General features: G+C 56.2%; 19 protein-coding genes and 1 other annotated feature. Of the genes, 14 read left to right on the top strand and 5 right to left on the bottom strand.

Annotated features, from left to right (window positions below; all coding sequences use genetic code 11):
• The first annotated feature begins 182 nt into the window (after window positions 1-182).
• The 6 genes from ilvB to JQC72_RS05955 all read left to right on the top strand — a co-directional run bounded on the left by ilvB (window position 183) and on the right by JQC72_RS05955 (window position 7164).
• Window positions 183-1898, top strand: coding sequence for a biosynthetic-type acetolactate synthase large subunit (gene ilvB / locus JQC72_RS05930; protein WP_205493957.1), 1716 nt, complete (start codon window positions 183-185; stop codon window positions 1896-1898).
• Complete coding sequence (ilvN, locus tag JQC72_RS05935; protein WP_205493733.1) at window positions 1895-2401, top strand: acetolactate synthase small subunit; 507 nt, start codon at window positions 1895-1897, stop codon at window positions 2399-2401. Before ilvB ends, ilvN begins: the two co-directional genes overlap by 4 nt.
• A gap of 58 nt (window positions 2402-2459) precedes the next feature.
• The gene (gene ilvC, locus JQC72_RS05940) at window positions 2460-3473 is read left to right on the top strand and encodes a ketol-acid reductoisomerase (protein ID WP_205493735.1); all 1014 of its coding nucleotides are present in this window, start codon (window positions 2460-2462) and stop codon (window positions 3471-3473) included.
• Between the two features lie 19 nt (window positions 3474-3492).
• Window positions 3493-5043, top strand: coding sequence for a 2-isopropylmalate synthase (locus tag JQC72_RS05945; RefSeq protein ID WP_205493737.1), 1551 nt, complete (start codon window positions 3493-3495; stop codon window positions 5041-5043).
• A gap of 24 nt (window positions 5044-5067) precedes the next feature.
• A complete protein-coding gene (leuB, locus tag JQC72_RS05950) occupies window positions 5068-6186 on the top strand; it encodes a 3-isopropylmalate dehydrogenase (protein WP_205493739.1) in 1119 nt (372 codons plus the stop codon).
• A 156-nt stretch (window positions 6187-6342) separates the two neighbouring features.
• Window positions 6343-7164 carry an AAC(3) family N-acetyltransferase gene (locus tag JQC72_RS05955; protein ID WP_205493741.1) on the top strand — a complete coding sequence of 274 codons (822 nt, stop codon included), beginning with the start codon at window positions 6343-6345 and terminating at the stop codon, window positions 7162-7164.
• Between the two features lie 492 nt (window positions 7165-7656).
• On the opposite strand, the gene JQC72_RS05960 is transcribed toward JQC72_RS05955, so the two are convergent.
• A complete protein-coding gene (locus tag JQC72_RS05960; RefSeq protein ID WP_205493743.1) occupies window positions 7657-8085 on the bottom strand; it encodes a hypothetical protein in 429 nt (142 codons plus the stop codon).
• A 196-nt stretch (window positions 8086-8281) separates the two neighbouring features.
• On the opposite strand from JQC72_RS05960, the gene JQC72_RS05965 reads away from it, so the two are divergent.
• The gene (locus tag JQC72_RS05965) at window positions 8282-8422 is read left to right on the top strand and encodes a hypothetical protein (protein ID WP_205493745.1); all 141 of its coding nucleotides are present in this window, start codon (window positions 8282-8284) and stop codon (window positions 8420-8422) included.
• Between the two features lie 59 nt (window positions 8423-8481).
• Here the strand turns inward: JQC72_RS05965 and JQC72_RS05970 are convergent, their stop codons facing one another.
• The 3 genes from JQC72_RS05970 to thiD form a co-directional block, all read right to left on the bottom strand.
• Complete coding sequence (locus JQC72_RS05970; protein ID WP_205493746.1) at window positions 8482-9519, bottom strand: aldo/keto reductase; 1038 nt, start codon at window positions 9517-9519, stop codon at window positions 8482-8484.
• 117 nt (window positions 9520-9636) lie between these two features.
• The gene (thiE, locus tag JQC72_RS05975) at window positions 9637-10290 is read right to left on the bottom strand and encodes a thiamine phosphate synthase (RefSeq protein WP_205493748.1); all 654 of its coding nucleotides are present in this window, start codon (window positions 10288-10290) and stop codon (window positions 9637-9639) included.
• A gap of 16 nt (window positions 10291-10306) precedes the next feature.
• Entirely contained in the window at window positions 10307-11104 is a 798-nt protein-coding gene (gene thiD / locus JQC72_RS05980; RefSeq protein ID WP_205493750.1) for a bifunctional hydroxymethylpyrimidine kinase/phosphomethylpyrimidine kinase, read from the bottom strand.
• 483 nt (window positions 11105-11587) lie between these two features.
• Between thiD and JQC72_RS05985 the strand changes: the two genes are divergently transcribed.
• From JQC72_RS05985 to JQC72_RS05995, 3 genes are all read left to right on the top strand, one after another.
• Window positions 11588-11737: a hypothetical protein gene (locus JQC72_RS05985; protein ID WP_205493752.1), complete on the top strand. Its 150-nt coding sequence runs from the start codon at window positions 11588-11590 to the stop codon at window positions 11735-11737.
• Window positions 11738-11809: 72 nt separating this feature from the next.
• Complete coding sequence (locus JQC72_RS05990; protein WP_205493754.1) at window positions 11810-12259, top strand: Hsp20/alpha crystallin family protein; 450 nt, start codon at window positions 11810-11812, stop codon at window positions 12257-12259.
• A gap of 375 nt (window positions 12260-12634) precedes the next feature.
• The gene (locus JQC72_RS05995) at window positions 12635-13693 is read left to right on the top strand and encodes a M42 family metallopeptidase (protein WP_302104573.1); all 1059 of its coding nucleotides are present in this window, start codon (window positions 12635-12637) and stop codon (window positions 13691-13693) included.
• An 82-nt stretch (window positions 13694-13775) separates the two neighbouring features.
• Here the strand turns inward: JQC72_RS05995 and sspI are convergent, their stop codons facing one another.
• A complete protein-coding gene (sspI, locus tag JQC72_RS06000; RefSeq protein ID WP_205493757.1) occupies window positions 13776-14009 on the bottom strand; it encodes a small acid-soluble spore protein SspI in 234 nt (77 codons plus the stop codon).
• A 98-nt stretch (window positions 14010-14107) separates the two neighbouring features.
• On the opposite strand from sspI, the gene JQC72_RS06005 reads away from it, so the two are divergent.
• The 4 genes from JQC72_RS06005 (at window position 14108) to pheT (ending at window position 19419) form a co-directional block, all read left to right on the top strand.
• Complete coding sequence (locus JQC72_RS06005) at window positions 14108-14764, top strand: potassium channel family protein (protein WP_205493758.1); 657 nt, start codon at window positions 14108-14110, stop codon at window positions 14762-14764.
• A 1-nt stretch (window position 14765) separates the two neighbouring features.
• Window positions 14766-15563 (top strand): TrmH family RNA methyltransferase, encoded by a 798-nt coding sequence (locus tag JQC72_RS06010; protein ID WP_205493760.1) that lies wholly within the window; start codon window positions 14766-14768, stop codon window positions 15561-15563.
• A 58-nt stretch (window positions 15564-15621) separates the two neighbouring features.
• Window positions 15622-15897, top strand: a binding site (T-box leader).
• A gap of 48 nt (window positions 15898-15945) precedes the next feature.
• Entirely contained in the window at window positions 15946-16980 is a 1035-nt protein-coding gene (gene pheS / locus JQC72_RS06015) for a phenylalanine--tRNA ligase subunit alpha (RefSeq protein WP_205493762.1), read from the top strand.
• 15 nt (window positions 16981-16995) lie between these two features.
• On the top strand, window positions 16996-19419 hold the full coding sequence (gene pheT, locus JQC72_RS06020; RefSeq protein WP_205493763.1) for a phenylalanine--tRNA ligase subunit beta: 2424 nt from the start codon (window positions 16996-16998) through the stop codon (window positions 19417-19419).
• Window positions 19420-19541 lie beyond the last annotated feature (122 nt).

The raw sequence follows: 19541 nt of genomic DNA on the forward strand, positions 1-19541 counted from the left end.
CGACGCGGTGTGCTCGCCGAGAGTGCACCGGTGGAGGCCGTTCGCCGCGAGGCGGCGGTGAAGTTGGGTGGTACCGCGAACCTTTCGCCCCAATCTAGACGACAGGTGTGTTCGCTGTTGTCAACGGGTGAAAGGTTTTCATTTTTTCAAAGGGGGTTCCAGAATTGTCCACGACAGCAACGATGACGACGGATCAGAAACAAGCGTCGACTGATCGTGAGCTGACCGGTTCCGAGATTTTGCTTCGTTGTCTGATTGAAGAGAAAGTGGAATTTATTTTCGGTTATCCGGGTGGAGCGGTGCTTCCGATTTACGATTCACTGTATTACGGGAGCATCAAGCACATTTTGTACCGCCACGAACAAGGGGCGATACACGCCGCGGACGGATACGCAAGGGCAACGGGCAAGCCGGGTGTGGTGATTGCCACGTCCGGACCGGGGGCGACCAACTTGGTGACGGGGATTGCCACCGCACAGATGGATTCAATCCCGTTGGTGTGTATCACCGGCAACGTCCCGCAAAATCTGATCGGTACGGATGCGTTCCAGGAAGCGGACATCACGGGCATTACCATGCCGATCACCAAGCACAGTTATTTGGTGCAGGATGTCAGAGACCTGCCGCGGGTGGTGAAAGAAGCGTTTCATATCGCCACCACCGGCAGACCGGGTCCGGTGCTGATCGACATCCCCAAGGATGTCTCCAATGCCAAGGCGCCTTTTTCCTATCCGGAGACGGTATCCATCCGTGGGTATCAGCCCACGACAAACCCGCATCCGCTGCAGATCGAGAAATTGCAACAGGCGATCGCCGAGTCGAAACGACCGCTGATTTTGGCCGGTGGAGGAGTGGTCACCTCCGGAGCCGATCAGCAATTGATCGCGTTCGCGGAACGGGCGCAAATTCCGGTGACGACCACATTGATGGGAATCGGTGGCTTCCCCGGCACGCACCCGTTGTGGTTGGGGATGCCTGGGATGCACGGGACGGTGGCGGCCAACCGCGCGTTGCTGGAATGCGATTTGCTGATCGGAATCGGCGCCCGGTTTGATGATCGGGTGACCATGGGGCGGATCGACAAATTCGCCACGGGGGCCAAGATCGTTCACATCGATATCGACCCCGCAGAAATCGGCAAAAATGTCGACACCTACATTCCGATCGTCGGTGATGTGAAGCGGGTGTTGGAAACGGCCCTTAAGGACCCGCCGGTCAGTCAGTCCCAAGCTTGGTTGGAAAAACTGAAGGGGCTGAAACAGCAGTATCCGCTCACCTATAAACAAAGTGACAACATGCTGAAACCGCAATGGGTCATCCAACACCTGTATGAAACGACGGGTGGGGATGCGATCGTCACCACTGATGTGGGTCAGCATCAGATGTGGGTGGCGCAATATTTCCGCTTCTCCCGGCCGCGTTCGCTGATCAGCTCGGGTGGCCTGGGCACGATGGGCTTCGGGTTCCCCGCCGCGATCGGTGCGCAGTTGGCCTATCCCGACCGGACGGTGATCTCCGTGACGGGAGATGGTGGTTTCCAGATGACCGCCCAGGAACTGGCCGTGGTGGCGCTGGCCAACATTCCCGTCAAAGTGGCCATCATCAACAACCAATGTTTGGGCATGGTCCGGCAATGGCAGGAAGTGTTCTATCAACGCCGCTACAGTGAAGTGGACTTGTCCGGCAGCCCGGATTTCGTCAAGCTGGCGGAAGCTTACGGCGTCAAAGGTTTGCGGGCACGTACGGTGGATGAAGCACGTCAGGCTTGGCGGGAGGCCCTGGATCATCCCGGCCCGGTCGTAATCGACTTCCAGGTGGACCCGGAGGAAAACGTCTATCCGATGGTGGCGCCGGGAGCAGGACTGGATGAGATGATGCTGGGGGATGAAAAAGCATGAGACACATCATTTCGATTCTGGTCAACAACCAGCCGCGCGTGCTGGCACGGGTGGCCAGCCTGTTCGGCAGACGCAATTTCAATATCGAGAGCATCAGTGTCGGTGAGTCCGAAGAACCCGGTCTGTCGCGGATCGTGATCGTGACTCACGGAGATGCCCGGACGATGGAACAGGTTTCCAAGCATTTGCACAAATTGATCGATGTGATCAAGGTGCAGGATTTGAGCATCCAACAGTCGGTGGCCCGGGAGCTGCTGCTGGTGAAGGTGGGGGCCACTGCCTCCAATCGGGCGGAGATCCAGGGGATCATTGAACCGTTCCGGGCGTCGGTCGTCGATGTCGGCATCAACAGCTTGATGATCCAGGCAACCGGTGACCGCGAAAAACTGGATGCGCTCATCGAACTGCTGCGTCCGTACGGCATCAAGGAACTGGCACGGACAGGGATTACCGCCCTGCCGCGCAGCATGCAGATTCAACCCAAAGCGCAAATGCATGCGTAAGGACTTCATCAAAGCGGATCCGTTCACATCACATACATTTTACGGGGAGGAATGCAACATGGTGAAAATGTACTATGAACAAGATGCACAACTGGACGCATTGAAAGGGAAAACCGTCGCAGTGATCGGGTATGGCAGCCAAGGTCACGCCCAAGCGCAAAACCTTAGGGACAGCGGCGTTCACGTCATTATCGGCCTTCGTCCGGGGCGCTCTTGGGAACAGGCGGAACAAGACGGGTTTGAAGTGTTTGAGGTGGACGAGGCCGTTCGCCGCGCGGACGTCGTGCAACTTCTGCTGCCGGATGAAGTGCAGGCCAAGGTGTATCAGGAACAGGTAGCCCCTCATTTGAAATCGGGATCGGCCCTGTTCTTCTCCCACGGGTTCAACATTCATTTCGGTCAGATCCGGCCGGCAAGCGACGTGGACGTGGTGCTGATCGCGCCAAAGGGACCGGGTCACCTGGTACGTCGCGTCTACGTAGAAGGTTTCGGTGTTCCGGCATTGATCGCGGTACATCAGGACGCCAGCGGTCAGGCCAAGGAGCTGGGATTGGCTTATGCCAAAGGCATCGGTGCCACCCGGGCCGGCGTGATCGAAACCACCTTCAAAGAGGAGACGGAAACGGACTTGTTCGGCGAGCAAGCCGTGTTGTGCGGTGGTGTGAGCGAGCTGGTCAAAGCCGGGTTCGAAACGCTGGTGGAAGCGGGTTATCAGCCGGAAATCGCCTATTTTGAGTGTTTGCACGAATTGAAATTGATCGTCGACCTGATGTATGAGGGCGGTTTGGCCAACATGCGGTATTCGGTCAGCGACACGGCTGAGTACGGTGACTATTCCAGCGGCAAACGCGTCGTGGGAGAAGCTTCGCGTCAAGCGATGAAAGAAGTGTTGAAGGAAATTCAGGACGGCACCTTCGCCCGCAACTGGATCGACGAAAACCGGCAAGGGCGCCCCAACTTCCAACGTTTGCGGGAAGAGGAGAGAAACCATCAACTGGAACGGGTGGGAGCGGAATTGCGCCGTATGATGGCCTGGCTGGACGATAAGAAAAAAGAACCGGTACAGTCTTGAGGACGAAGGGGGGATGGCCATGCGAACGGTTCAGATCTTTGACACCACTTTGAGGGACGGCGAACAATCGCCCGGCGTCAATCTGAGCACGGAGGAAAAGGTAGAAATCGCTCTGCAGCTGGAACGGTTGGGTGTAAATGTGATCGAGGCGGGGTTCGCCGCCTCTTCCCCCGGCGATCATGCGGCTGTCCGCGAGGTGGCGCGGGTGGTGACCGATGCTTCCGTGGCCAGTCTGTCGCGGGCGGTACAGCGGGATATCGACGCGGCGTGGGAGGCGTTGAAAGAAGCGAAGCAGCCCGCCATTCACATCTTTCTCGCCACCTCGCCCATTCACCGTAAATACAAGCTGAGAAAAACGAAAGAGCAAGTGTTGGAGCAGGCGGCAGAGGCGGTGCGGTATGCCAAACGGTTTTTTCCCGTCGTGGAGTTTTCTCCGGAAGACGCGGGGCGCACGGAGCTCGACTTTCTCTGCGAGGTGGCGGACGTCGTCATCCGGGCCGGTGCCGACGTGCTCAACATCCCGGATACGGTGGGATACCTGACACCGGATGAATACGCCAACATCTTTGTGCAACTGCGAGAGCGGGTACCGGCTGTGGAGCGGGTGAAACTGAGCGCACACTGTCACGATGACCTCGGATTGGCTGTGGCCAACAGTTTGGCCGCTGTCCGGGCCGGAGTGGATCAAGTGGAGGGAGCCATCAACGGGATCGGAGAACGCGCAGGCAACGCGGCATTGGAAGAAGTCGTGATGGCATTGTATACGCGTCAATCCTATTATCAAGTTACGACTACGATTCGACCGGCTGAAATTGCACGGACCAGCCGGTTGGTCAGCAAACTGACGGGGATGCCTGTGCCTGCCAACAAGGCAATCGTCGGTGCCAACGCCTTTGCTCACGAATCGGGCATTCATCAGGATGGCATGTTGAAACACCAGGAAACATACGAGATCATCCGGCCGGAGACTGTCGGATTTTCTCAGACCAAGCTGGTCCTGGGCAAACACTCGGGGCGGCACGCATTTCGTGAACGGTTGGAGGCTTTGGGTTATTCGTTATCCGATGAACGGATCAATGCCCTGTTTGTCCGTTTCAAGGAATTGGCGGACCGTAAAAAGACACTTACCGATGAGGACTTGGTCGCGCTGGCGGAGGAAAAGCAAGGCGAGGTTGCGGAGATTTTCGAACTGGAATCGATCCAGCTCTCCTATGGCAACCATGCATTGCCGACGGCATCGCTTCGTTTGCGAAACCGTCAAACAGGAGACCAAGTGGAAGAAGCGGCATGCGGCAACGGCTCGATCGATGCGATCTTCAAAGCGATCGATCGGGCGACGGGCGAAGAAGTGGAATTGCTCGACTACAAAGTGGCTTCAAACACACAGGGTACGGATGCACTGGGTGAAGGGTACGTCCAACTGCGTCAAGGTGAGATGACCGTGCAGGGTCGGGGGGTAAGTACCGACGTACTGGAAGCGAGCGCACGGGCGTATATCGATGCAATCAACCGTCTGCTGACGCGGAAGCAGGCGAAAAAGGATGCTGCGCTGAATGCGGTGTTGGGATGAAGGCAAACGGAGGGAGAGAAGCATATGGGAACGGTGAAAAAAATCGCAGTGCTTCCCGGTGACGGAATCGGTCCGGAAATCATGGAGGAAGCGCTGAAAGTATTGCGAAAGGTGGAAGACCAATTCGGTCATTCGTTTCAGTTTACCTTCGGGATGGCGGGAGGAGGGGCGGTTGACCGCGTCGGCAACCCGCTTCCCGAAGAGACGCTTTCGCTCTGTCAACAGTCGGATGCCGTGTTGCTGGCGGCGGTCGGCGGTCCCAAATGGGACAACAACCCGCCGGAGTTGCGCCCTGAGCAGGCATTGCTGGGATTGCGCAAGTCGCTGAACTTGTATGCCAACCTGCGGCCGGCCGTTCTGTTTGAGGGATTGGAGAATGCCTCCACCCTCAAGCCGGAAGTGGTGAAGGGTGTCGATCTGCTCGTGGTGCGCGAGTTGACCGGCGGCATCTACTTCGGTGAAAAGAAACGGGAGCGGTTGGAAGACGGCGAACAGGCAACGGATACGCTGGTGTACCACGAGCGCGAAGTGGAGCGGATCGTGCGGCGGGCTTTTGAGATTGCGCGCGGTCGCCGGAAAAAGCTGACCTCCGTAGACAAGGCCAATATTTTGGAAAGCTCCCGCCTGTGGCGGTCGGTGGTGGACCGCGTGGCACGAGATTATCCGGATGTGCAGGTGGAGCATGTGTTGGTGGACAACTGCGCCATGCAGTTGATCCGCCGTCCGGCCGACTTCGACGTGATCGTCACCGAGAACATGTTCGGCGATATTTTGAGTGATGAAACCGCCATGCTGACGGGTTCCATCGGATTGTTGCCGTCGGCCAGCCTGGGTGAGGGCACGACGGGACTGTACGAACCCGTTCACGGTTCCGCGCCGGACATCGCCGGTCAAAGTGTGGCCAATCCGGCTGCCATGATCCTGTCAGCGGCGATGATGCTGCGCCATTCTTTCGGATACGAGGAAGCGGCGACAGCAGTGGAGCAGGCGGTACGCAAGGTGCTGGCCGACGGGCATCGTACCGCCGACCTCGCCGGACCGGGTGCGTTGGCGGTCAGCACGGAAGAATTCGGCGATCTCGTCGTGGAAGCGATGAACGCCTATGAACCGGACCCGAAAGTGCCGATGGAAGCCGTCATGTAATGATATGGAAATCAAATGGTTCCCTCTGGTTCTGAGGAGAATGACACCCGGCGGAAAAACCGCTGGGTTGTTTTGTTTTGGGCCGATATTTTTGACAAAAAAACATCATTTTCAGAAACAATAAAAATCGAACGTTATTGGAAAGGGAGCTGCGATATGAGTCAACAGAAGAACATGTTGTTTGGGGAAGTCACCCTGACGCGCGACAGTATCGCTGAGGATCTCCGTCGCCTCGGTTTGCAACCGGGAGCGACCGTCATCGTACACAGTTCGCTTCGGTCGTTGGGATTCGTCTGTGGCGGACCGGTGGCACTGGTGCAGGCATTGATGGATGTGGTGAGGGAAGAGGGAACCATCGTCATGCCCACATTCACCGGTGATGTTTCCGATCCTGCGACGTGGGAGAATCCGCCCGTGCCGCAGGCGTGGTGGCCGATCATCCGTGAAACGATGCCCGCTTTTGATCCGCGCATCACTCCTGCTTGGGGAATGGGAAAAACGGTGGAAGTCTTTCGCACTTGGCCCGGCGTGCTGCGCAGTGCGCATCCCGCATTTTCGTTTGCGGCATGGGGGAAGGAAGCGGAGGCAATCACCCGGTCGCATTCACTCGATTACGGTTTGGGTGAATCATCCCCGTTGGCACGGATTTATGAGCGGGATGGTCAGGTTTTGTTACTGGGGGTCGGTTTTGATAACAACACCTCGTTTCATCTGGCCGAATACCGCGTGAGAGGGGCAAAAACGACGATCGCCGGCGCCCCCGTTTGGAAAGAGGGTGGGCGCAAATGGGTCACCTATCAAGAGATTCAACACGAAACGGAGCGGTTCCTCGAATTGGGCGAAGCATTTGAGCGGGAGACGGGATGCGTCATCAAAGGCAGGGTGGGGTTGTCGGAGGCAAAACTGTTTTCACAGCGTGCGGCGGTCGACTTTGCCAAGGAGTGGTTGGAACGACAGCGGCAGAAAGAAACATATTGACCTCCACACGGCTGAAGCCACCAGAGGCGCATCTTCCGGTCTCGGTGAGATTCCGGGGTGGTTCATGCCTCAAGTCAAATAACGCGTCATCCACTCTCCCCTATGATTTTTTCGTGCCTGTTACCGTACGCCGGTTGGTTTTCCCTTACGCTCATGGCAAAAGGATCACCGTATCATCGGATGATCGATTACGTTTGAAACCCGATACAACCCTTCGTTTTAGGGCGTGTCCGGTCATTTGGTAAGGGAGCAATGTTTTCCCGGACGAGCGACTGACCAAGCCCTGACTGAGCGAAGACTCGGGAAGCGCGGGATTGAAATCGCGGGCAATTTCCTCAAAGCGAAGCGTACTTTGCCCGCGATCTGCGCTGACCGGGTCGGAGCGGTCATCATCTGCATCCCTGCAGGGCGCAGGTGGAGTGAGCCGGGAAAGTATTGTGGACAACGCCAGACACACTCGAAGCGGACGGAGGGGGTGTATCGGGCGAATCGTCAGAAAACACGGAGAATATTTTCCCATAAAGGTAGTCTGCGCACGTCTTTTTTTCGTCTCTGTTCTTTACCCAATTCACGGGCGGGCTGGATGAACCGATGCAAGGACGGTGCCCACTCTTTCAAAAGTCGAATTGCCAGTTTTCTTTGTTCCGTGGTTTTGCATGGTACGACAACACCGCGCACCATCAATTTAACGGGTGTGCCCATCGGCGTGACGGTCGTTTGCGTTTCCACTTGTTCTCCATTGTAATGAGTGACCATGATCCTGCGACCGTTTTCTGAGTTCCACGCTTGGATGACGAGGGAATCACTTCGGTTTGCGGACGAGATACGAACCCGGAAATTGTCGGCATGCTCAAAATCTCGATATTCTCCCACTTTCTTGACGATCATCTTGACAGTATCAAGAAAATCCATAATGTTCAACACGCCATCCTTTCAGCGTTATGGTGCGTACCTGTCTGTTCACCCCTATTGACGATCTGGCCTGGCCGATTGTTGCACGGTTTGGGAAAAAATCAGGGGAAAATCTTTTGATGGAAGGAAAAATTGGGGAGCTTTCAGAAATGATTATACATATAAATAAGAAAGAGATGCTGGCCGCATCGAAGGAGGGAAAGCCATGTCTGCCATAGGGATTCTGATTTTTCTGACCGCAGTGGGCGTGGCGTTGTTGGTGGGATATATCGTGAATGATTTCGTCGGAAGGTGGAAAGCAGGCGAGCATGAGCCGGCAAGAGGAAAGGACGACCGGGGAAGATAACATGGGAAACCGACAGGCGGGGAACATTCCCCGCCTGTGATTTTGTGCCATTGTGACGTTCAGCGTGCCGCCACGGGTGTCGGCTTGTTTTTGCTGTTGGAAAAGGGTTGTTTCAGTTGTTCCTTCAAGCCGCCTTCCCACAGCTCTTCGATCTTCTTCATTTCTTCCTCGGACAGCGGTGTTTTCTCCGGCGCTTGTGCAAATTCGCGCAGGTTCTCTTCGCTCGTGATGTTGGGCAATACCGACTTGATCGCCGGACTGGCCAACGAGTAGAGGATCGCCGCTTGTCCAATGGTCCGGTCAGTACCTTCGTACAGGAATTTCATCTGACGCACCGCATCCAGACCGGCTTGCATCCACTTGATCGGACGGTGCGAACGATGGTCGTGTTTGTCGAAGTGCTTGTCCGGATCGTACGTACCGTCCAACAGGCCGGACGCATGAGGAACGCGGGCGATCAAGGCTTTGTTTCGTTTTTCCGCCTCCTTGATCAGTTCGCGGGCGGGGTCCTGCTCCAGCAGGTTGTTGATGATTTGGGCCATGTCGTACCGTTCCTCTTCCAGCGTGGCCAGTCCTTCATCCCGCCAACCGATGTCCGGTCCCAGCGCGACGCCGTATGTGCGAATCTTTCCTTCTTCCTTCAACCGTTCCAGCGTCTCCAGCACTTCCTCGCTTTGGATGGCTTCCATCCGTGCGTTGTGCAATTGATAAATGTCGATTACATCGGTTTTCAGCCGGCGCAGGCTCTCTTCGCAGGATTTGCGGATCGAGGCGGCATCCCACCGCTGGGGCAATTCGGAGTGTCCGCCGTGTCGGTCGCCCCGCTTCGCGTAGATGTCGTACCCGAACTTGGTGGCAATCACCACCTTGTCGCGAAGTCCTTCCAGCGCTTCGGCCAAGAGGGTTTCCCCCTTGCCCTGACCGTAGACGTCGGCAGTGTCAAAGAAAGTGATTCCGTACTCTTCGTATGCCATGCGCAACAAGCGTTTGCCGAACGCATCATCTTTGACCCCCCACCAAGGGGTGGCGACGGACCAAACGCCGAAGCCCACTTCGGATACCGGTGTGTCAATGCCGGGTAGATTGCGGTATTTCATCGGGAAACCTCCTTCTCATATCTCAACATCGCACGGAGGCGATCGGGTGAACCCACCTGTTTTCGTCGTCAGTACCTATTGTACCATTATTGCCGCGACGGAAACGAACGGGAGGTATTACATTTTTGTGGAGCCGACCGCCTGCGCCAATGCTTCGGCTGCCCGCCTGGGGTTTTCCGCTTTGGCGATGGCGGAGATCACGGCGACGCCGTCCGCACCGGCAGCCATTACTTTATGCGCATTGGATGCGGTGATTCCCCCGATGCCCACGATGGGGAAAGGTTCCTCCAATTGCTCGCGAATCGCCTGAAGCGCCTCCGGATAGATGGGAAACCCGGCATCCGCTTTGGAAGACGTCAAAAACATGGGTCCCACCCCGATGTAGTCCGCTCCGTCCTCGATGGCTTGCCGCGCTTCCGCGACATTTTCAGCCGACACCCCGAGGATTTTGTCGGGTCCGATCAGGCGACGAACTTCCCGGGCGGGCAAATCTTCCTGTCCCACGTGTACACCGTCGGCATCCAGGATGAGCGCCAAATCGGCCCGGTCGTTCACAATGAACGGGATGTTGTGTTGGCGGCAAATCTCACGCAGGTGACGTCCCAAAGCGACGGTTTCGCTCAGCGTAAGGTCGGAATTTTTTTCGCGAAACTGGAACATCGTGATACCGCCTGCGATCGCTTGTTCGAGCACGTCGATCGGGTCTTGGTCGGGGCAGTCCTGACTGCCCATGATAAAGTACAGGCGCAATTGGGATGAAGTGAAGGACATCCATCAACCCACCTTTCTATTTGAATTGCCGGTAAGCCCAATGGTTGGTGGGACCATGTCCCTGCCCGAGGTCAAGGGGGTGGCGAATCGCCTCCGTAATAAAGGCTTTGGCCGTTTTCACCGCCTCCCACAATGATTCGCCTTTGGCCAACTCGGCTGTGATGGCCGCGGAAAACGTACAACCCGTACCGTGGGTGTGGCGCGTATGAAAACGGGGCGCCGACAGAGTGCGGAATTCCCGTCCGTCATAAAACAGATCGACGGCTTCCTCGTCGTCGGTGTGCCCCCCCTTGATCACGACGGCATGTACCCCCATATCCAACAACCGTTTGGCCGCCTCCTTGCGTTGTTCCATGGTGGAAAGCGACATGCCCGTCAACACTTCCGCTTCCGGGAGATTGGGTGTGATCACGGTTGCCAGGGGAATCAACAGGCGTTTCAACGCATCCCGTGCGTCCTCTTTCAACAGTGCATGTCCACTTTTGGCGATCATCACCGGATCAATCACCAATCGGTGGATGCGATGTTCTCTGACTTTTTCCGCAATCACTTCCATAATCTCAATATTGGCGATCATGCCGGTTTTGGCCGCATCCACTCCCAGATCCGTGGCCACGGCGTCAATTTGGCGCGCGACTGCTTCCGGGGGGAGTTCGTAAATGCCTGTCACGCCCAATGTGTTTTGCGCAGTAACCGCCGTGATCGCGCTCATACCAAACACGTGCAATTCCTGAAATGTTTTCAGGTCTGCTTGGATGCCGGCGCCTCCGCCACTGTCCGAACCGGCGATGGTGAGTGCCCGAGCGATGGTCATGTGCGTCCTCCTTTCACTCTGTGGCGTGTCTGGTGAATACTGTCCCATTGTTTTCCGGGTTGCTCCGCCTGCGTCCCGCAAGGAAGCGGATAGGGCCACTTCAGAGCTGGAGTACAGGACGCGGGCTAAGTATGCGTCACTCAGCGGAAATGGCCCGCGATTTCATTCCTGTGCTATACGGGTTTCGCTCGGCCGGGCTTGGTCAGTCGCCCGCCTGAGAGAACATGGATCGTTTCAATGACCAGACACATCCTATCTTCTATATCGTCAGCAAACATCATTTTCCCGATCCATATTTCCGCATCGGGGGATTCTGTTCCATCGTGAAAGGCCTCATCTCATCATAGACATACCGGAAAGAGGGTGTCAACGGAGCTCCGCCCGACGAAGATTCCGCTGAATAACGGGTCATCTGTCTATACGAACCGGAATGGACGGACATATGTTGTTGAAGACTCCAACTTGTGGAAAGGAGGTTGCGGTGTGAGTCAGGGGGCGAAAACCAGTAGCTTTTTCGGCCTGTTCGGTTTTAAATGGGTGATCGTGGTCATCGTGATCCTGATCATCCTCGGCGTTTTATTCTTTTCGTTGTTTGGAGGCTTCGGGTTCACGCCGTTCTTCGGCGGTTTTTAAACAAAATGCACATACGCCTCCGGCAACGGAGGTTTTTTTAATTGATGTTTGGGGTGAAAAGGGGCGATGATGATGCCTTTTGAGCCTTTGCCGTTTCGCCGTTTCTCTTCGTTTGTCTGGCGCGATTGGAGAGCGATGTTTCGGGAGATGGAGAAATGGATGGACGATTTTCCGGGGTTTGGCCGCGTGGTGAGCCGGATCACTCCGACTGCTCACGGTATGGTGATCCAGACCCGGATTGGTGTGGTCGAAGAAGATGATGTGATCGATGTGCGGATGGAGGGACCGTTTTTGGTGATCCGCATCAATTCCCATGTCGTGCAGGATTCAGACCCGGTGAACCAGCGGCGAATTGACCGGCAACGCATGTTCACCCAAAGTTTTCGCATCCCGTTCCCTGTCGATGAATCGCGAATCCGGACCACGTGGCGGGATCGAATACTGACAGTGTTCGTTCCCAAACGGAAACCGGATAGCCCGTCCCACAAACCATCAACCCGGTGGCCCGACCGGACATCGTGATCCCTTTTTTGCGCGCAGGGCAGTTTTCAGTGTTTGGGCACTTCCCGACTTGATTGTTTCCAAATGCTGTTGGACTTACCGGAGGGACAAGGATCTCCCGCGTCCGGCGCTCGCTTTCAACCCAACCCTGAAGGAAGGGGTTTTTCCGCTCGCTTTTTCATAACCACTGCGAGAGCCGCCCGATAAGCGAAGAATTCGTTTTCTTCGCTTTTTTTCTGTTGAACGGAAAGGAAATGACTCCGTTTTTCCTTTTCCGCTTGCGGTGTGGTAAGATAGGACTCACAGCGGTGGTGATGAGGGTACGTTTGGATGAATCCATTCCGCACAAACGGGAGACAAGGGGGAAGCAAAAGGGTGACGGATGAGCTGCGTTCGATGTTGGCGGAGCTGACAAATGCGGGCGGTCCACCCGGACATGAGGGAAACGTTCGTGAAGTGATGCGGCGCTGGACCACACCCGTGGCCGATGAAGTGACGACCGACCGGCTGGGCGGTTTGATCGCCTGGAAAAGGGGAACGGAGGATGCACCGCGTGTCATGGTGGCGGGACATCTGGACGAGGTCGGCTTCATGGTGACGCGGGTAACGGACGACGGATATCTGCGGTTCCAGCCGTTGGGCGGTTGGTGGAGTCAGGTGTTGCCGGCCCAGCGTGTGGAGGTACATACGAAACAGGGAATCGTCATCGGTGTGATCGGTTCCAAGCCACCGCATCTGATGCCGCCGGAACAGCGAAACAAGCCGGTCAAAACGGAAGATCTGTTCATCGATGTGGGGGCTTCCAGTCGGGAAGAAGCGGAATCGTTCGGCATCCGGCCGGGAGATCCGGTGATCCCGCATTCTCCGTTTACGGTTTTGAAGAACGAAAAACTGTGGTTGGCCAAAGCGATGGACAACCGGGTCGGATGTGCGGTAGCTGTTGAGGTGTTGCGTCGGTTGCGGCATGCTGAACATCCGAATGCCGTGGCGGCTGTGGGTACAGTGATGGAGGAGGTAGGCCGGAGGGGAGCCTTTACAGCATCCGCCGCCGTCAAGCCGGATGTGGCGTTCGCCGTGGATGTCGGCATTGCGGGGGACACGCCGGGTGTCAGCAAGGACGAAGCCGCTTCCCGGTTGGGGGAGGGTCCGACCGTGGTGTTGGCCGACGGAGGACATCTCGCTCACCGCGGATTGTTGGCACTGGTGCAAAAGACGGCAGAGGAAAAGGGAATCCCGCTTCAGCCCGATACGCTCCCGCGGGGAGCCACGGATGCCAGTCATATTCACCTCCACGGCCGCGGGGTCCCGGCGTTGACCTTGGGTATTCCCGCCCGGTACATTCACAGCCATGCTTCCATTATCCACCGGGATGACTTGGAGAACCTGATCCGGCTGCTGGTCGAAGTGATCCGGAAATTGGACCGTTCGACGGTAAATCGCTTGTGTCATGGATAAAATAATGGGGAGAACGGGAGCCGGCCCGCGTGCAGGGAGAAACGGCTCCCTCCCTTCGCCGGGGCCGGAAGAAGAAACGGTTTTACGGCCGGGGTGGAATGGCCGTTTCATTGGGCAGGGCGCTGTGCAAGGTTTGAATCATGTGTTCTTGCTCATCCGGTTGGCTGTTTTTCCAAATCACTTCAAAAACGACCCCCAGTCCGGGCAAGAGTTTTTCTTCTCTTCGCTGGATCGAGTCAACCACCATCTCTTTCAATTCTTGCGGGTTCATCTCTTGAATATTGTGGATGACGGCTCCACGGATATCGATGTTCACTGACAACAACCTCCTTTTGTTTCTATTGTGAGCCGTCCGTCATCGAGTTATCCCTGGATGAGGCAGCAAATCCAACACAGATAGGTGGGTGAACAGAGGTGAGTAAGCAGTTTGCCGTAATCGGATTGGGACGCTTCGGCGGCAGTGTGGCCAATACCTTGAGCGAAATGGGATATGAGGTGTTGGCGATCGATCAGGACCCCCAGCGGGTGCAGGATTTTTCCCAAGTCGTCACGCATGCGGTCGAGGCCGATTCCACCGATGAGAATGCACTGAAGGCATTGGGTATCCGCAACTTTGACGTGGTAGTGGTGTCCATCGGTGAAGATATTCAGGCCAGTATCATGACCACGTTGATTTTGAAAGAGCTGGGCGTAAAAAAGATCGTTGTCAAAGCCCGCAATGATCTGCATGGAAAGGTGTTGTACAAAATCGGCGCAGACAAGGTGGTTTATCCGGAACGCGATATGGGCGTCCGGGTGGTGCACCATTTGATTTCTCCCAACATCCTGGACTACATCGAATTGGCGGAGGGGTACAGCATCGTGGAAATCAGCGCCGGCGACTTTTTTGCCGGCAAAACGTTGCAGGAGTTGGACATTCGGGCCCGCTACGGTTGCAATGTGATGGCGATCAAATCGCGAGACGGCAAAATCAATATCGCTCCGGCGGCAGGGGATGTCATCCACAAAGGAGATGTGCTGGTGGTGATCGGTAGCAATGACAATCTGAAACAATTGGAGGAGCATGCATAATTTGAAACCGATCATTGTCACGTCGCAGCACAACGACCAGGTCAAACGCTGGAGGAAACTTCAGTCGCGCAAAGGTCGCCAGTCACTGGGTACTTTGTGGATCGAAGGGGAACATTTGCTGGAGGAATCCGTCAAGGCCGGATGGCGAGTGAGGGCATTGATTGTCGATCAGAGTCGGGAAGCCGAGCATCGACCGTGGTGGGAAAAGCGGAACAAAAACGCGCCGGTGTACTTCCTTCCGTCCCGGTTATATCGCACTTTGGCGGATACGGAAACACCGCAGGGAATCGCCGCGGAAGTGGAAATCCCCAAAGGTGAGGCGGATCGGGCGATTCCCGCCGAAGGCGTGTTGTTACTGTTGGATGGCGTGCAGGACCCCGGCAATGTGGGAACCATGTTGCGAACCGCCCGGGCGGTGGGTGCGGCTGGCGTATGGTTGGGGAAAGGAACCGTCGATCCTTATAACCCGAAAGTGGTCCGGGCCGCCATGGGTGCGCTGTTCCATGTGCCCATTCGTATGATCGATTTACATGAGGAACTTCCGCGACTGCGATCCGCCGGTTACTGTGTGGTGGGAACCCATCCCCGGGGGGAGCACGTCCACTTTGATGTATCGTATCCGGGTCGTACGGCCTATTTGCTGGGCAACGAAGGAAGGGGTGTGGATCCCGCGCTGATGCGGTGGGTAAACAGCGAAGTCTCCATTCCGATGCCGGGAGGAGCCGAATCGCTCAATGTTTCCATCACTGCATCGTTGCTGTTGTATGAGTACCTGCGCCAACATCGCGGGGGGCACTAAACTGTTGAAACGAAACAAGGTTTTCGTTATACTGAAAAAGAAATTTTCTTCATAATTTTAATCGGCTGTGAAGGAGAGGAGTAGGCAGTGCGCCCTTGACAGGGAGGAGGTGCCGCGACTGAAAGCACCTCCAGGAAGCGGCTCGCCGAAATTCGCTCCGGAGCTGTCCCCTGAACCTGCAGTAGGGGGTACCGGCGGTGCTCGTTATCGCACGAAAAGCGGGATGACGAAGACTGGGCGTATCCTGATTCATCGGCCCGAGAGAAGGGGCCGGTTTCATGTTAAGACTTTCGTCGTCCAAAAAGGGTGGTACCGCGAATCTCTCGTCCCTTTGGGCGCAGAGATTTTTTTATTACATAGGCATAAGAAGGGAGTGTCCGTGATGCGTGAGCGGTTGGAAGCCTTGAAAGCGGAAGCGGAGCAAGCGATTCAGGGCGCAAAGGATCTGGAAGCGTTAAAGCAATTGCGTGTCAAATACTTGGGCAAAAAAGGGGAACTGACCGCCGTTCTGCGCGGAATGGGCGAGTTGTCTGAAAAAGAGCGTCCCGTGATCGGGAAGTTGGCCAACGATATTCGTCAAACGCTGGAGCGGAAATTGGATGAAAAAGAGTCTGCGCTGGAAGCGGCGGCCATGGAAGCGCGACTGAAAGAGGAAACAATCGATGTCACCCTTCCGGGCGTGCCCCGGCCGTTGGGGGCGATTCACCCGTTGACCGCAGTGATCCAGCAGGTGGAAAACATCTTTATCGGCATGGGGTTTGAGGTGGCCGAAGGACCGGAAGTGGAAAAGGATTGGTACAATTTCGAAGCGCTCAACATGCCCAAAGATCATCCGGCCCGGGATACGCAGGATTCTTTTTACATCACGCGGGAGATTCTGCTCCGGACGCAAACTTCGCCGGTGCAGGTGCGCACGTTGCAGGCCAAAGAGGGCAAAGTGCCGGTACGCATGATTTGTCCGGGAAAAGTGTATCGGCGGGATGATGACGACGCTACCCATTCGCACCAATTTATGCAAATCGAGGGATTGGTCGTCGATCGCGGCGTATCCATGAGTGAGTTGAAAGGGACGTTGCTGGCGTTTGCGAAACAGATGTTCGGCGAGGATCATGAATTCCGGTTCCGTCCCAGCTATTTCCCGTTTACCGAACCGAGTCTGGAAATGGACATGTCGTGCATGGCGTGCGGTGGCGAAGGATGCCGCATTTGCAAGGAAACCGGATGGATCGAAATTTTGGGGGCGGGGATGGTGCACCCCAACGTGTTGGAAAAATCGGGTTACAATGCCGAGCGATATACCGGTTTTGCGTTCGGAATGGGCGTGGAGCGCATCGCGATGCTCAAATACGGGATCGATGATATCCGTCATTTCTACACCAACGACCTGCGCGTCTTGCGGCAATTCCAATCGGTTTGAGGGAGGAGACGTGGCATGCTGGTATCTTATGAATGGCTGAATGAATATGTGGATCTGGAAGGGCTGTCACCGGAAGATGTCGCCCACGCTTTGACGCAGAGCGGTGTGGCCGTGGACGTGATTTACACACGGGACACGGGGATTCGCAATGTGGTCGTGGGGAAAGTGTTGGCGACCGAGTCCCATCCGCAGGCGGACCGGTTGAAAGTATGCCAAGTGGATGTCGGTAAGGATCAGCCGTTGACCATCGTTTGCGGCGCGGCCAACGTGGCTGAGGGACAACTGGTTCCCGTCGCTTTGGAAGGGGCGTCCCTGCCGGGCGGGGTCACCATCAAGCGGACCAAACTCCGCGGCGTGGAGTCGCAGGGGATGATTTGCTCCGCGCAGGAGTTGGGATTCCCGGAAAAAGTGTTGTCCAAACAACAGCGGGAGGGCATTATGGTATTGCCCGACGAGGCTGAAATCGGTACCGATGTGCGCACCGTGTTGGGCATGCACGATCAGGTGTTGGAGCTGGACCTGACGCCCAACCGTTCCGACTGTCTCAGCATGATCGGCGTGGCTTATGAAGTGGCTGCCGTGTTGGATCGCGAAGTACGTCTGCCGGAGCCGGAAGCGCTGGAACCGACGGGGGACGGAATTGGCGTGGACATCACGGTGGAATCGGATGAAGATTGTCCGCTCTATGCCGCGCAGGTGGTCGATAACCTGAAAGTGGGTCCATCTCCGCAGTGGATGCAAAACCGGCTGATTTCCGCCGGGATTCGTCCGATCAACAATATTGTGGACATCACCAACTATGTGATGATTGAGTACGGTCAACCCCTGCACGCATTTGACTTTGATAAACTGTCCAACGGCGGGCGCATCGTCGTACGTCGGGCACAGAACGGTGAGACGATTGAAACGCTGGACGGCGTCACCCGGGCGTGCGACGAGGAGACATTGCTCATCACCGACGGCAGCCGTCCGATCGGCATTGCAGGGGTGATGGGAGGCGCCAACTCCGAGGTGTCCGAGGGAACGACGCGTGTCCTGCTGGAAGCAGCCTTTTTCTCCCCGCCTGTCATTCGACGGACCTCGCGCAAGTTGGGGCTGCGCTCGGAAGCGAGCACCCGCTTCGAAAAATCTGTCGATCCGGAACGCATCATTCCCGCTCTGCAACGTGCGGCGGAATTGCTCGTTCTTTACGCCGGCGGGCGGGTTGTATCCAAGGTGGCAACAGAGCGCGTCGGGGATGTCGACGAGCTGACCGTGAAGCTGCGTCATGATCGGTTGACGCACGTGTTGGGCGTGAAATTGAAAGAAAAGCAAGTGCTGGATATTTTCCGTCGGCTGCGTTTTCCGGTAGAGGTGACAGATGGTGTCTACCGTGTACAGGTGCCGACGCGTCGGCCGGATATTGCCATCGAAGTCGATCTGATCGAAGAAGTGGCTCGACTCTATGGATACGACAACATTCCAGCCACATTGCCGTGGGGACAGCAATCGCCCGGCGGGTTGACCCGCGAACAACAGCTTGTCCGTGTCATTCGTCACACCCTGCGGACGTTGGGCATGCATGAGGTGATCACCTACAGTTTGACTTCCCCCGGACTGGGAAGCGAAATCGCCTCGATCAACCAAGAGGGGCAACCGATTCGGGTAGCCATGCCGATGAGCGAAGAGCGGAGCGTATTGCGGACAAGCCTGGTACCGCATCTGATCGAGACGGCCGAATACAACCTGAAACGGCAACAAGAACGCGTCGCCATCTTTGAAATCGGGAAAACCTACCATACAAACGAGAAGAAGTTGACCGATTTGCCGGAAGAACGATGGGAATTGGCCGGTCTGCTTGCCGGAAAATCGCTGCCGACCAACTGGCGTCAACCCTCGTCGCCCAATGATTTTTATACGGCCAAGGGCGTGCTGGAAGCCCTGTTGAACCGTTTGGGCATCCACAATGTGGAATACCGTGCGGTCCAACCGGTCGGTTTTCATCCCGGACGCACCGCGGAAGTCGTGGTGGACGGTCAGGTCATCGGCATTTTGGGGCAACTGCATCCGCAAGTGGCCCAACAATACGATCTCGGCCCCACGATGGTGTGTCAGTTGGATCTGTCGGCTGTCTTTGCTGCGGCACAAACGGATGTCCATTTCGAAGCGCCGAGCCGTCATCCCGCAGTAACCCGCGATTTGGCGTTGGTTGTGGATCGGGATCTTTTGGTTGGCAAAGTCGAGCAAGAGATTAAAAAAGCGGCGGGTGAATGGCTGGAATCGGTCACGTTGTTTGACGTGTTTACAGGAGAACAGATCGGGGAAGGAAAGAAAAGCGTAGCCTATTCATTGGTGTACCGTACGAAGGATCGTACGCTGACCGACGAAGAGGTCAACCGGGTACATCAGGCGGTGATCGATCATCTTGCAGCGACATGTGGTGCGCAGTTGCGCCAGTAAGGCTGTGTTCGCCAATTTCTTTTGGACGTAAGGGGAGGGTGTGCCTTTTCCCATATGCGAAAGGGGGAAAAGGCACACCTGAATGAAAGCAACCGACACACCCGGTCATTTCAAATCGAATT

Source organism: Polycladomyces zharkentensis, assembly GCF_016938855.1.
GTDB classification, from domain to species: domain Bacteria; phylum Bacillota; class Bacilli; order Thermoactinomycetales; family JIR-001; genus Polycladomyces; species Polycladomyces zharkentensis.